Genomic DNA, 13752 nt, shown 5'->3' on the forward strand with positions numbered 1-13752 from the left:
CAGGCATTCAGTTTGCTGTTCGACGTGATAACCGTAATGAGCATCATGGGTTGGTTTCTAACTATATGCATGATCAACTAGAAGTCGGTGACACGGTTTTATTATCGGCACCAGCTGGTGACTTCGCGCTCAATCAAGATTTGGTACAGCAAAATGATATTCCATTGGTATTGATGAGTGCAGGAGTCGGGGTGACGCCTGTACTGTCTATGCTAGAGGCGCAAGTATTAGCCAATCCTAAACGACCTATTATTTGGGTTTATGCTTGTCAAAATATCGCTCATCATGCTTTTTCTGATCAAGTTAATAAATTACTCGAACAGGCTGAGAGTGTAGAAAAGCATATATTTTACTTTGAGTCTGGGCAGTTATTAGATGAGACATGGCTTGCTACCTTGCCTAAGCCTGCTGATATCTATGTGTGCGGCTCGATGCCGTTTATGGAAAGCATGATTGATGGGTTAGTAGCATTAGATCATGGGGTCGATAGTGTCCACTACGAACCGTTTGGCCCTAAGATGAGCTTGGGTGGTTAAGTTTTTAACATATAGTCGGTGAACTACTAAACCGCTACGGCGTTACCCTCCTTAAATGTACTATTTGTACAAGCAGCAGTCGGCTGCCTTGTACCCATTTTAGAGTTCTTTGACTATAATATTCAAAATAAACGTTTATAAAAAAGCACTTAGTATGAAATAATCATGCTAAGTGCTTTTTTAATCTTAGTTGAAAATAAAGAGTATCAGGGTACATTACTCTTTATTTTCAACGAATCCAATCATCACGCCCATCTCTTTTTTATCTTGCTTATCGATACTAGGCGCATACAATGCTGAGGCAATACCACCGTCTAAAAACAGCGCGTTTGAACAACCCAGTTCATCCTTAAATAGCTCTGCAAACTGATAAAAAGTCACAGGCTCATCGCTATTAACGAGCTGTATACTGCCATCACGCAAACGCCTGCACCATTACGCAGTTTGATTGAGCTGCTATTGGGGTTGAACTGTGGGTGTATCTCGTCATTGATGACCAGCATAGGGCCCGATTGCGTCGCATACCAAGGCTGCACATCACCATTGTTTAGCTGCTCATTTAACGCATTACTTTCGGTGATTTGCACGTTGCCAGCTTGGTCCCACCACATAACCCCATTAGGTAATAGATGAAAATTACCGCCACCTTCTTTTGTATTTAGCGATTTGAGTTCTTTGCCTTCGATGACGGTATAGCCAATCGGCGCATAGTTTTCATTATACATGCCTGCATTCATCGCAAATTTGAGGGTCTCATGATTCGGTAATGTGGCCAATAACGCATCAAAGGTCAGCAGAGGCTCATTGTTATCAGAGGATTGCCAAAACAGTTGTAATGAATAACGCTCGCTCGCTAACGCGGTAGCATCGACACGGCAAACACTATAAGCAAAGGGCGTGTCTTTAGTCTGACATGACCAGCTATCGGTATCGCTACTAGTCGCATTGGTATTTGTCTGCTGGCAAGCGCTCAGACCGAGCGCAAGCACTATCGTTGATAAGAATAAGTTAAAAATAGAACTTGGCATCAATCACGCGTCTTTTAATGTGTAAATTATTTGAGTTTGGTTACTATCTACCGCTTAATTACTCCTTCATCACTACTTTTTAAATACAACGATTTAGGCACTGATTCAGTCATTAGTAGGCGGAAAGTCACGGATTGTATTGTTCACATTACCAATTAATCGTCCACCATCGGTGAGATTGGTCAAGTGCTCAGAATTATACCCAGCGCTGTGTTCTGTTGGCGCGCCAGTTTCCTTGCCCTTATCACGCGAGTCTTTGTTATAAGCAATGAGTGCGTCATTATTGGCTAAGAAGCTCTCAGGTTTTGCCATGACCCACATCTGGTTAAATACATCGGCACGGGCACTATGATCGAGCAATGCGCCTTTATCAGTAAAGTAGAAGAATTTGGATAACAGCTTAATCTGCCCATCGTCTAAGCGGCGTGCAATATGATACGGCTGTAATTGGCTAGGATGCTGTAAACCAACCGCACCTACGATACTGGCAAGCGATTTTAGCGTGTTTTTATGGAAACTTGCAACACGCTCAGCTTTACTAGGGACGTCGAGCGCCTTTTGACGATATGGATCTTGGGTAGCTACACCCGTTGGGCAAGTGTTGGTATGACAAGAGCGCGACTGAATGCAGCCAACCGCAAACATAAAGCCACGTGCTGAGTTACACCAATCGGCACCTAGCGCAATCATGCGCGCAATATCAAAGCCTGATACGATCTTGCCACTGACGCCAAGCTTAATTTTGTCACGAATACCTGCACCGACTAAGGTATTATGTACGAGCAAAAACCCTTCAACCATTGGCATGCCGACATTGTCCATAAACTCGACAGGCGCTGCACCTGTGCCGCCTTCTGCACCATCAATAACGATAAAATCAGGATAGTTATCCGTCTCTATCATCGCTTTGACAATCGCCATAAACTGCCATGGCTGACCAATACATAGCTTGAAGCCAACTGGCTTGCCACCAGATAACTCACGCAGCTGCTGCCAAAAGGCGACTAACTCACGCGGGGTGCTAAATGCGGTATGCGAAGAGGGCGAGATACAGTCTTGACCCGTAGGCACTTGACGTGTGTCTGCAATCTCTTGCGTGATTTTGCTAGAGGGAAGGACGCCACCTTTACCAGGCTTAGCGCCTTGTGAAAGCTTGATTTCAATCATTTTAACTTGAGGATCGACGGCCTTTTCAGCGAAAGACTGTGGATCAAAGTTACCATCATTATCACGCAACCAAAGTAGCCTGTACCCAATTCCCAAATCAAATCACCACCGAACTTACGATGATAAGCTGATCGCGCCTTCGCCCGTGTCATGAGTAAATCCGCCGAGTTTTGCGCCTTGATTGAGTGCCATGATAGCGTTCGCTGACAGACTGCCAAAGCTCATCGCAGAGATATTGAATACCGACATATCGTGTGGCTGCTGACAACGCTCACCGCCTACCATAATACGAAAGTCTTTGTTCTCTAGTGGTGCACTGATGGTGGATTGCAAAAACCATTCTTTACCATGAGTATATAAATTATCTAGCGTACCAAAGGCATTGGTGTCACTGACGTTCTTAGCACGTTGATAGACTAGCGCACGCTGCTGGCGTGAAAACGGCACTTGTTCTTTATCGTCCTCAAGCAAGTACTGGCGAATCTCAGGGCGAAAGTCCTCCAATACATAGCGGATATGTCCAGCGATAGGGTAGTTGCTCAATATGGCGTGCTTAGACTGAATCAAATCATAGATACCAAGTGCCACAGCCAAACCACCGATCACAATCAGCCACCAACTTACCAATAATAAGCCCGCTAACAGAATTAAAATCGCCGCGCCAAACGTGCTATAGCGAAGTAATAATCCGATAAAGTACGGCGAACTGGTTTTGGGTTCAGGGTTTAGATTGGTACGAGATTCAGGCATAGCGAGGCTCAATAGTAATGATTGATATAGATAAGATGCTTACATTTGTCGCGTACATCATACACGCATGACGTCATTACGTCGGTATCAATGGGTAACAGGGTTATAGATGGTGTTTTCGTTTATCCAGCCTAAACCTTGATTTTATTCGTTTTAATATGCTCTATGTACCACCACCAATCCGCTCCGCTAACGCCTGTAATTTTGGCACGATCATCGCAGCATACTCATCCGCTTCCCAATTAGCACTTGGCACACTGGCATTCAGCGAATACGCGTATTGTCCTGTTGCAACATCATAGACCCCGACCGCGACTGCCAGTATATCAGTAGAAAATTCCCCATCAGACACGGTATAGCCGTATTTTTCATAATGCTCTGCTGCGCTAGCTAGGGCAGTTTGCGCATGGTTATATTCTTCAACAGGTAAATTCTCTTGGAGATTATTAATGATAACTGCCTGTCTCGCTTGCGTACTTACCGCATAAAAAGCCCTTCCAATAGCAGTGCGTGCGACGGGTACGGCGGAGCCAACCTGTAAGTTGACCGATAGACGAGCAGGACTACGGCAGCAAGCGTGATAGCGCATTTCTCCTTCGACTTCGGTCGCCAAATTCACTGATACTTCATTCTCACTGGCGAACTGACGTAATAGTGGCTCAGCCGCTGCCACCATATCGTGGCGACTCCATGCAGTCGCACTGAGACGTACCGCACTACTGCCCAATTGATACTGTCCGTGCTCAGTGACACGTAAAAACCCAAGCGTAGTCAAAGTATGGATAAGGCGAGTAATGGTTGCTTTTGGTAGTTCGGTCATTTGACATAGCTGTTGATGGGTGAGCCGCTCATTATGCTCAAAAGCCGCCAGTATGATCAGTCCCCGTCCCAATGCCGTCACAAACTGTCGGTCATTCTCTTCCTTGTTTTGACTCATTGTTGCATGCATGCGTTCGAGTAGCGGAGTAGCTGTTGATAAGGGTTTCGTCATTTTATACTCATCTTTTTTTGATAAAGGTTTACAGGGCAGCGAAAGTTTGGTTAAATGGTTTTAAATTATGAAACTAAGTTTCGCACAGCGGAATAATGAAGTCAATGACTTGTTAGACCAAATGATGTATCAATCACTATTCGTCAGTCAGGATGACTGATACCAAGGAGATCCACATGGCAACATCTACTAGCCCACGCTTTGATTGGGAAGATCCTTTTTTTACTACGTGACCAGCTCACTGAAGAAGAGCGCATGGTCACCGACAGCGCGCGTCAGTTTTTTCAAAAAGAGCTGATGCCTGGCATTATCGAGGCCAATCGCAACGAGAATTTTGATCGTAATATCATGCGTAAAATGGGTGAAATGGGTCTGCTTGGTGTCACGATTGAAGGCTATGGTTGTGCTGGCTTATCGAGTGTTGCGTACGGTCTGATTGCCAAGGAAGTGGAAGCCGTTGATTCGGGCTACCGTTCAGCGATGAGCGTACAATCAAGCTTGGTTATGCATCCTATTTGGGCGTATGGCACAGAAGAGCAAAGAGAAAAGTATTTGCCAAAGCTTGCCACAGGTGAGTATGTTGGCTGCTTCGGTCTGACTGAGCCAGATTCGGGGTCTGATCCTTCGTCGATGTCTACTCGTGCGCGCGCTGTGGATGGCGGTTATGAGCTGACGGGTAATAAAATGTGGATTACCAACAGTCCTATCGCTGACGTGTTTGTCGTGTGGGCAAAAGACGATGCTGGCGAGATTCGTGGTTTTGTTTTAGACAAAGGCATGAAAGGCTTATCTGCGCCGAAAATCGAGGGCAAGTTCTCATTACGTGCATCAGTCACTGGTGAGATTGTCATGGACAAAGTGTTCGTTCCTGAAGCCAATGCTTTCCCAGATATCCGTGGTCTAAAAGGGCCCTTTGGCTGCTTGAACAAAGCCCGTTATGGTATCGCATGGGGCTCTATGGGCGCAGCTGAGTTTTGCTGGAAAGCGGCGCGTCAGTACACGCTCGATCGTAAGCAGTTTGGTCGTCCGCTAGCGGCAACGCAGTTGGTACAGCTAAAGCTTGCCAATATGCAGACAGAAATCACCTTAGGTCTACAAGCGGCGCTACGCGTGGGTCGTTTGATGGATGAAGACAATGCAGCACCTGAAATGATCTCACTTATTAAGCGTAATAACTGCGGCAAGGCGCTTGATATCGCTCGCATCGCTCGTGACATGCATGGCGGTAACGGTATCTCTGATGAGTTCCATATTATCCGTCACGTGATGAACTTGGAAGCCGTCAATACTTACGAGGGTACACATGATATTCATGCGCTTATCCTAGGCCGTGCACAGACAGGCATTCAAGCGTTCTTTTAGACTGAATTCAAGTTAAATGTTCAGATTTGGAACATGCCCTGACGTACGTTATTGTTTGGCTTTTTACGAAGCATATATAAGCAGTAGCGTACGTTTTTCAGTTGTTCTTCATGATTTAACTACTTTGTAATTACATCCTGAAGAACAATTTTATGATTAAAAAGTCAAAAAAATACGCCATAGAGTAAGGGAATCTCATGACAGATATGATTGATATGGCTAATATGCCAAAGGGCGCATTGCATGGCATCAAGGTGCTCGATTTATCGAGAGTGCTGGCTGGCCCTTCTTGTACACAAGTACTGGCTGATCTTGGTGCCGAAGTCATTAAGGTTGAGCGTCCGCATATCGGTGATGAAACGCGTCATTGGGCACCGCCAACATTCAGCGATGACACCTCCGCTTATTACGCTACCATTAACCGCAATAAAAAATCGCTGACAGTTGATATCACTACGCCGACAGGGCAAACCATTATTAAGCAGCTAATCGCTGACAGTGATATTTTGGTTGAGAACTTCAAAGTCGGTGGTCTGAAAAAATATGGCTTGGATTATGACAGCCTAAAACAGTCCAATCCGCGTCTGATCTATGCATCATTGACAGGGTTTGGTCAGACAGGTCCTGATGCGGCGCGTCCTGGTTATGATTATATTATCCAAGGATTGTCAGCTGATGAGTATCACGGTCCAAGCGATGGCGAGCCGCACAAAGTTGGCGTGGCAGTGGTCGATTTATTTGCAGGTTTGCAGCTGACGATTGGTATTCAAGCGGCACTGCTGTCGCGTCAAAATACGGGTGTTGGTCAACATGTCGATGTGGCATTGCTCGATAGCGCGCTCGCCATGCTGGCCAATGTCGGCATGAATCATTTGGCATCCGATAAGATACCGCCAAGGTTGGGCAATCAGCATCCTAATATTGTGCCGTATCAAGTGTTTGCTGGCGAGGGCGAGCAGCACTTTATTTTAGCTTGCGGTAATGACAGTCAGTTTGCCAAACTTTGCACCATGCTCGCAGTCGATTGGCATACCGATGAGCGCTTTGCGACCAATCCACAACGCGTTGCCAATCGCGAACTGCTGTGTAGTGACCTGACTAAGCAATTTGCCAAGCAGCCACGTACTTATTGGCTAGAGGTTTTAGATCAAGCAGGTATTCCATGCGGCGCGATTCATAACGTAGCTGAAGCCCTGGCCATGCCGCAAGCGCAAGCAAGGAATATGATTGTTAATTTCACCGAGCAAGGCAGTCCAGTACGCGCACTTGGTAACCCTATCAAGTTATCCGCATCACCAGTCAGCTATCGCACGCCGCCACCGCAGTTAAGCGAGCATACTGATAGCACACTTGCTAAACTGGGCTATGACAGCGAGATGATCGCAAAGCTAAAAGCCGATGGGATTGTCTAACAGAATTTTTTGGATTATATTTTTTAGACCTGCACTGGTATTTAGTCCTAACGCTACCTTTCAGCGTTAGGATTAAAGCCTAAATGCTGCTCAATTTGCTCCGCCAATTCAATCAATACCGCACTGACCTCAGCCCGTTTAGACTCATACTCTCCTTGCAAAAAACTCACCGCCATACCAGCAACCGCATTGCCTGACGCATTACGAATATAAGTGCCCAAGCAGTACATTCCATCGCGCAATTGTCCATCATCGAGAGACACTCGGCTTTCTTGTATCACCGCAAGCTCAGTTGCCAAATCGGTAAAATTCTTGACCCCATGCTGGGTCATCGGCATTGGAAACGTATCTTTATACAATGATTTGATGCTGTCCATCGACAACGTGGATAGCATGGCTTTGCCTGTCGCAGAAAATACGGCAGGTACGCGAACGCCTGCTCGAAAAGTAAAGCCAAGCGGCGCAGGGGACTCATGACAAGCCAAAAATACCACTTCGCCCAAATCAAGCTTTGACAAGGTAACCGTGTGCTGAAGAAGTACCGGATACTGCACAATCAAATCTTTAAACAACTGCACCACGCCTTGCTGCTGTTCGTATTTTCCTGCCCAATACATCAAGTATGAACCCAAATAAAAACGGCTTTCAGGGTCTTTGTAAATGACATGTTTGGACAATAGACTTTGCAAAATGTTGTGAGTGGAGCTACGCGGTAGCTCAAGCTCTTTTGCGATATGAGCCGCGGTCAGAGGCTGTGAGCTATCGGTAATCAAGTCCAAAATCTGAAATGTTTTGTCTAGCGCAGGCACGGCAGTCGAGCTCATAAATAACCTATAAAGTGAAATAAAAGAAAGAAGTACAAGATAATTTTTAAAATAATGAGATTAAGGGTTGCAAATCGCGTCATATCGTTCTTATAATGACGTCTCGTATATAGAATACTTGTTCAGTATATTGAACAAATAACGAGTTATCAATAATTATTTACGACTTACCATTGTATCCATTCTTATAAATACATCCTATATGACAAGGAGCGTCAACATGTCACACGCGCTGCAGTTATCAAATCCAGATTTACTCAAACAATCTTGCTTTATCAAAGACGGCTGGCATGCTGCTAGTGATGAAGCTGTACTTGATGTCAACAACCCTTTTGATGGCGAGCTCATTGGTACTGTACCCAGCCTGACCACAGAAGATGTCAACGAAGCCGTTGCTTATGCTCATGACGTCCAAGCAGATTGGGCAGCAAAAACAGCCAAAGAACGTGCAGAGTTATTGCAAAAATGGGCTGATCTAATCGATGCCAATAAAGAAGATTTGGCTATTATCATGACCGCTGAGCAAGGCAAGCCGCTGACTGAGTCATGTGGTGAAGTGGGTTATGCCAACAGCTTTATCCGTTGGTTCGCCGAAGAAGGCAAACGCGTCTATGGTGATGTGATTCCTGCCAACAGCACACAGCTACGTCATGTCGTTCTTAAGCAGCCAGTTGGTGTTTGCGCCGCTATCACGCCTTGGAATTTCCCAGCTGCGATGATCACGCGCAAAGTTGCTCCTGCACTAGCAGCAGGCTGTACGATTATCGTCAAACCTGCTACCGAGACACCTTACTCTGCATTGGCACTAGGTGTATTGGCAGAGCAAGCGGGTATTCCAGCTGGCGTCATTCAGGTCGTAACCGGTAAGTCTTCTGTCATCGGCGACATCCTAACGGGTGATGCACGCATCCATAAACTATCATTTACAGGCTCTACAGAAGTAGGCCGTACGCTGATGGCACAATGCGCGCCAACTATTAAGAAGCTATCGTTAGAGTTGGGTGGCAATGCGCCGTTTATCGTCTTTGATGATGCCGATCTAGAGAAAGCCGCTGCTGGTTTAATCGCTTCTAAATATCGTAATGCTGGTCAGACCTGTGTCTGTGCCAACCGCGTATACGTTCAAGACAGCATTAAAGATAAATTCTTAGATGTCTTTGTCAAAAAAGTCGCTGAATTAAAAGTAGGTAACGGCTTAGAAGAAGGCGTAGATATCGGTCCTCTTATCAACAAAAAAAAGCGTTAGATAAAGTTCAAGCCTTGCTAAAAGACGCGCTAGATAAAGGCGCAAAACTGGTCACTGGTGGTAGTGTCAATGACGCTTCAGAACTGACTTATAACCCAACGGTTATCACAGATATTAGTAGTGATATGGACATCGCTTCTGAAGAAATCTTTGGACCAATTGCAACCATCTTTACCTTTAAAGACGAAGCAGAAGTTATCCGTGCTGCTAACGATACTATCTATGGCTTGGCCGCTTACTTCTATAGTAGCGACTATGCCCGCTCATGGCGCGTTACCGAAGGTCTTGAGTACGGCATCATCGGTCACAACACTGGTTTGATTTCTACAGAAGTTGCCCCATTTGGTGGTGTGAAGCAATCTGGCTTTGGCCGTGAAGGCTCAAAATATGGTATCGAAGACTATATCACGACCAAATACTGGTGCTCTGACATTACCTAATAGTTATAACCTAATGAGTTGGCCTAATGGTTAGCAAAGTAACAATTAGCAAAGCATTAACTAGCGCAAGTTTTTAGATATCTATGGTGTTTTGGGTCAACCAAGCACCATTTGATATCTACTAAGTACAAAGACAAACATCAAATAAACCGCCATTCACTAGATGGCACTTATGTTACGAACAAAGAAAAGGACATTCCCATGACGACTACCAATCAATCATTACTTGAGCGCCGCAAAGCTGTTTTACCAACAGGACTTGGGGTTGCCTTTCCTATCTTTGCAGAAAAAGCAAAGAACTCAGAAATCTGGGACATCGAAGGCAAGCGCTATATCGACTTTGTCGGTGGCATCTCAGTATTGAACACGGGTCATAGCCATCCAAAAATTACCCAACGTGTGCATGAGCAGCTAGACAAATTTACGCACACTGCGGCGCAAATGATTAACTACGAATGCTATGTGGACTTGGCTGAAAAGCTGTGCGAAAAAGCGCCAATCAGCGGCGATACCAAAGCATTCTTTTTGACCACTGGCGCAGAAGCCGTTGAAAACTGCATCAAGATTGCTCGTGCTAAAACCCGTCGTCCAGGCGTAATTTCTTTTGTTGGTGGCTGGCATGGTCGTACCATGATGTGTATGAGCCTGACAGGCAAAGTACTACCATACAAAAAGAATTTTGGCCCTATGCCAGGACCTGTATTCCATGCGTTGTTCCCTGCAGAAGAGTTGAACGTAACAGAAGCGCAAGCGCTACATAGCCTTGACATGATTTTCCAAGCAGATATCGATCCTAGTGAAGTGGCTGCAATGATTATCGAGCCAGTCCAAGGCGAGGGTGGTTTCCATCAGGTAACGCCGTCATTTGCTAAAGCATTGCGTGAGATTTGTGATGAGCATGGCATCGTGCTTATTTTTGACGAAGTACAGTGTGGTTTTGCGAGAACCGGTACCTTGTTTGCAGGTGAGCAGCTAGGTGTTGAGCCTGATCTAATGACTGCTGCCAAGAGTTTGGCAGGTGGTTATCCTATCTCTGCGGTCATCGGTCGTGCTGACATCATGGATGCGCCGCAAGTAGGCGGCTTGGGCGGTACTTATTCTGGTAACCCACTTGCTTGTGTGGCGGCGCTTGCTGTTATGGAAGTGATCGAAGAAGAGAACTTACTTGAGCGTAGTATCGAGATTGGCGATACCATTGCCGCGTTCTTAAAAGGCTTGAACCTAAGCAGTATCGGTCATATCCGTCATAAGGGCGCGATGTTAGCGTTTGAATTGATTGATAGCGAAGGCAAACCTGATGCAGCCGCCGCAGCCAATCTAAAAGCAAAATCATTTGAGCAAGGTTTGCTACTAGCGTCTTGTGGTATGTATGGCAATGCCATTCGTGTGATGGTGCCATTGACGGTTGAAGATGAAGTGCTACAAGAAGGCCTTGATATTATCAAAGGTATTCTAACGGCATAAGCAATACTGAGTGTTATTTACTTTAGCGATGGAGCGCTTTTAACCAAGTACAGCTAGTTCAAGTACCAATATTGGTTAAAAGATTGTATGAAAGATAACGGCAAGGTTGCCTTATAACACTCGCTTTGAGTGAGTTTTTTAACGGCGCCTTGCAAGTCAAGACGCCGTTTTTGTATTTGCTGTTTGAATACTATACCGATAGCAAAGTTAAACTTTGCGGCGACGCGACAGACACAACAAACATGATGGGTATGATCCCATGAAACAAAAATAGTGTAACTGTAACAGGCTCACATGGATGAAACACAGACAAGGAGTAGGTTATGTCTGAATTAAAAAGTCGCTAGGGGTGTTCGATATCATTGCACTGGCATTCGGTGCAATGGTCGGTTGGGGCTGGGTTGTACTGGCAGGTAGTTGGATCATCTCGGCAGGTATATGGGGCGCAATTAGCGCCTTTTTGATAGGTGGTCTGGTAGTCGTATTGATTGGTGTGACGTATGCTGAACTTGCGGCTTCTATGCCAATTACTGGCGGTGAGCATACCTATACCCACCGAGCACTAGGGGTCAATGTCTCATTTATTTGCTCATGGAGTATTTTATTTGGTTATTTTTCCGTCGTTGCTTTTGAAGCAGTAGCACTGCCCACCGTCGTCGAATACATTATTCCTAATTATAGCCAAGGGTATCTTTGGAATGTTGCTGGCTGGGATGTTTACGCCACTTGGGTAGCGTCGGGATGCTTGGCTCAGTGATTGTTACTTGGCTGAACATACGCGGTATGGAAGTCAGCGCGTGGTTTCAAAAAAACAGCAGTCGTCGGTATCTTTCTAGTTGGTATATTACTGTTCGTAGGGGCGTTACTGTTCAGTCCTGAAACTTCTAATACCGTACAAGCGCCTAACTTTATTGGCGGTATGGGTGGCATCATGACGGTGATGGTAATGGTACCGTTCTTGTTCGTTGGCTTCGATGTCATTCCCCAAGCGGCAGAAGAAATCAATCTATCTCGTCCGAACATCGGTAAGTTTTTGATCGTCTCTATTATTATCGCTGTACTGTGGTATGTAGCAGTCGCCTGGAGTGTGGGCAAGACTTTACCGCTATTACAAGCACAAGACTCAACATTGGCTACTGCTGATGCGATGACCAATGCTTGGAATGGTAAATGGGCAGGTACCTTGCTAGTTATTGGCGGTGTGCTGGGTATTTTATCGAGCTGGAATGCGTTTCTTATCGGTGGTAGTCGTCTGCTATATGCTATGGGCAAAACGCACATGTTGCCACAGTTTTTGTGCAAGCTGCATCCGAAATATAATACGCCCGTCAATGCGATTTTATTGATCGGTGGTCTCGCGACACTTGCGCCATTATTTGGTCGTAAAATGCTGGTATGGATTGTAGATGCTGGCGGGTTCGGTATCGTTATTGCTTATACTTGTGTGGCTCTTTCATTCTTAGTGCTGCATTACCGTGAGCCTGATATGGTACGTCCGTTTAGAGTACCAGCAGGTAAATTGGTTGGTATTATCACTATTATCCTCAGTCTTGGTATGTTGGCACTATATCTACCAGGTATGCCATCAGCACTTGTCGCTATTGAGTGGTGGATTTTCCTTGGCTGGATCGTACTTGGTGGGGTATTGTACGGTTATGCTACGATGAAGAATCCTGGTAAGAGTAAAGACATTATGGATCATGAACTGCGCGAGCTAAAAACGGCTAACCAGCAGTGGTTAAAAGAAAATCCATATAAAAAGTAGACTTACTTTAATTACCTTTCATAAAAAAGCCTAACGTCAAACGTTAGGCTTTTTTTTATTTAACTAAGGTTTTAATCTATTAAGACTTATCACGAATCAGCTTATAGTTTAAGAACTCAGTGATACCAAGCGTACCAAGCTCGCGACCAAATCCTGAACGTTTAACGCCGCCAAATGGGGTATTGGCTTCGGTACCAGACGGCGCGTTGATCGTGACCATGCCCACTTCCAATTTGTCAGCGATTTCAGCAGCCAGTGCCGCATCTTGCGTTTGGATAGACGCACCCAAACCGAAAGGCACATCGTTGGCAATCTTGATAGCATGGTCGATATCATTTGCTTTATAGACGACTGCGACAGGACCAAACAATTCTTCACGGTACACATCCATTGATTCAGTCACATCTGTCAGAACAGCAGGCGCAAACCAAGCACCCGGCTTGTCTTTTACCATACCGCCCTCTACGAGCACGGTTGCTCCTGCTTGAATGGCACTATCTAGCTGCGCTTGCAAGTTGACCGCAGCGGCTTTTGATGACATTGGGCCAATAAACGTATCTTCCTTAAGCGGGTCGGCCAAAGTCATGTTACTGACCGCATTGGTAAAACCTTCGACGAATTTGTCATAGACTGATTCAATGACGATCAAACGCTTGGCTGCGTTACAGGCTTGTCCAGTATTACCAAAACGACCAGAGATAGCGCCTTGTATTGCTTGTTCGATATCGGCATCGGCTGCGACGATAAAGGCATCTGAACCGCCCAAT

Annotated in this window: 8 protein-coding genes and 5 pseudogenes; 7 read left to right on the forward strand and 6 right to left on the reverse strand. The window is 45.5% G+C overall.

Features of this window, described 5'->3' with window-relative positions:
• Positions 1-5 precede the first annotated feature (5 nt).
• Both TT11_RS08715 and TT11_RS08720 read left to right on the forward strand, forming a co-directional pair.
• Positions 6-65: pseudogene (locus tag TT11_RS08715) on the forward strand (hypothetical protein); the annotation flags it as partial.
• Positions 66-536 carry a hypothetical protein gene (locus TT11_RS08720; protein WP_261870065.1) on the forward strand — a complete coding sequence of 157 codons (471 nt, stop codon included), beginning with the start codon at positions 66-68 and terminating at the stop codon, positions 534-536.
• Between the two features lie 216 nt (positions 537-752).
• Here the strand turns inward: TT11_RS08720 and TT11_RS08725 are convergent, their stop codons facing one another.
• The 4 genes and pseudogenes from TT11_RS08725 to TT11_RS08740 form a co-directional block, all read right to left on the reverse strand.
• Positions 753-917, reverse strand: coding sequence for a phosphodiester glycosidase family protein (locus tag TT11_RS08725; RefSeq protein WP_261870067.1), 165 nt, complete (start codon positions 915-917; stop codon positions 753-755).
• Positions 914-1564: a phosphodiester glycosidase family protein gene (locus TT11_RS08730; protein ID WP_261870068.1), complete on the reverse strand. Its 651-nt coding sequence runs from the start codon at positions 1562-1564 to the stop codon at positions 914-916. The genes TT11_RS08725 and TT11_RS08730 overlap by 4 nt, the downstream gene beginning before the upstream one ends.
• 105 nt (positions 1565-1669) lie before the next feature.
• A pseudogene (locus tag TT11_RS08735) lies at positions 1670-3481 on the reverse strand (FMN-binding glutamate synthase family protein).
• A gap of 163 nt (positions 3482-3644) precedes the next feature.
• Positions 3645-4472, reverse strand: coding sequence for an IclR family transcriptional regulator (locus tag TT11_RS08740; RefSeq protein WP_261870069.1), 828 nt, complete (start codon positions 4470-4472; stop codon positions 3645-3647).
• Between the two features lie 176 nt (positions 4473-4648).
• On the opposite strand from TT11_RS08740, the pseudogene TT11_RS08745 reads away from it, so the two are divergent.
• Both TT11_RS08745 and TT11_RS08750 read left to right on the forward strand, forming a co-directional pair.
• Positions 4649-5834, forward strand: a pseudogene (locus tag TT11_RS08745) (acyl-CoA dehydrogenase).
• A gap of 206 nt (positions 5835-6040) precedes the next feature.
• Positions 6041-7246, forward strand: a complete 1206-nt coding sequence (locus tag TT11_RS08750; protein ID WP_261870158.1) for a CaiB/BaiF CoA-transferase family protein — start codon at positions 6041-6043, stop codon at positions 7244-7246.
• Positions 7247-7299: 53 nt separating this feature from the next.
• Here the strand turns inward: TT11_RS08750 and TT11_RS08755 are convergent, their stop codons facing one another.
• Positions 7300-8070 (reverse strand): IclR family transcriptional regulator, encoded by a 771-nt coding sequence (locus TT11_RS08755; RefSeq protein ID WP_261870070.1) that lies wholly within the window; start codon positions 8068-8070, stop codon positions 7300-7302.
• A 202-nt stretch (positions 8071-8272) separates the two neighbouring features.
• Between TT11_RS08755 and TT11_RS08760 the strand changes: the two are divergent.
• From TT11_RS08760 to TT11_RS08770, 3 genes and pseudogenes are all read left to right on the forward strand, one after another.
• Positions 8273-9756: pseudogene (locus tag TT11_RS08760) on the forward strand (NAD-dependent succinate-semialdehyde dehydrogenase).
• Between the two features lie 201 nt (positions 9757-9957).
• On the forward strand, positions 9958-11220 hold the full coding sequence (gene gabT, locus TT11_RS08765; RefSeq protein WP_261870071.1) for a 4-aminobutyrate--2-oxoglutarate transaminase: 1263 nt from the start codon (positions 9958-9960) through the stop codon (positions 11218-11220).
• Between the two features lie 349 nt (positions 11221-11569).
• A pseudogene (locus tag TT11_RS08770) lies at positions 11570-12985 on the forward strand (APC family permease).
• A gap of 79 nt (positions 12986-13064) precedes the next feature.
• Here TT11_RS08770 and TT11_RS08775 read toward each other — a convergent pair.
• Positions 13065-13751: an aldehyde dehydrogenase family protein gene (locus TT11_RS08775; RefSeq protein ID WP_261870073.1), complete on the reverse strand. Its 687-nt coding sequence runs from the start codon at positions 13749-13751 to the stop codon at positions 13065-13067.
• Position 13752: the final 1 nt, after the last annotated feature.

Source organism: Psychrobacter sp. JCM 18901, from assembly GCF_000586435.1.
GTDB lineage: Bacteria > Pseudomonadota > Gammaproteobacteria > Pseudomonadales > Moraxellaceae > Psychrobacter.

Coding starts and splice junctions, on each gene's coding strand:
- TT11_RS08755 (WP_261870070.1), bottom strand. CDS start 8,070: ATGAGCTCGACTGCCGTGCCTGCGCTAGACAAAACATTTCAGATTTTG.
- gabT (WP_261870071.1), top strand. CDS start 9,958: ATGACGACTACCAATCAATCATTACTTGAGCGCCGCAAAGCTGTTTTA.
- TT11_RS08720 (WP_261870065.1), top strand. CDS start 66: ATGCATGATCAACTAGAAGTCGGTGACACGGTTTTATTATCGGCACCA.
- TT11_RS08740 (WP_261870069.1), bottom strand. CDS start 4,472: ATGACGAAACCCTTATCAACAGCTACTCCGCTACTCGAACGCATGCAT.
- TT11_RS08750 (WP_261870158.1), top strand. CDS start 6,041: ATGATTGATATGGCTAATATGCCAAAGGGCGCATTGCATGGCATCAAG.
- TT11_RS08730 (WP_261870068.1), bottom strand. CDS start 1,564: ATGCCAAGTTCTATTTTTAACTTATTCTTATCAACGATAGTGCTTGCG.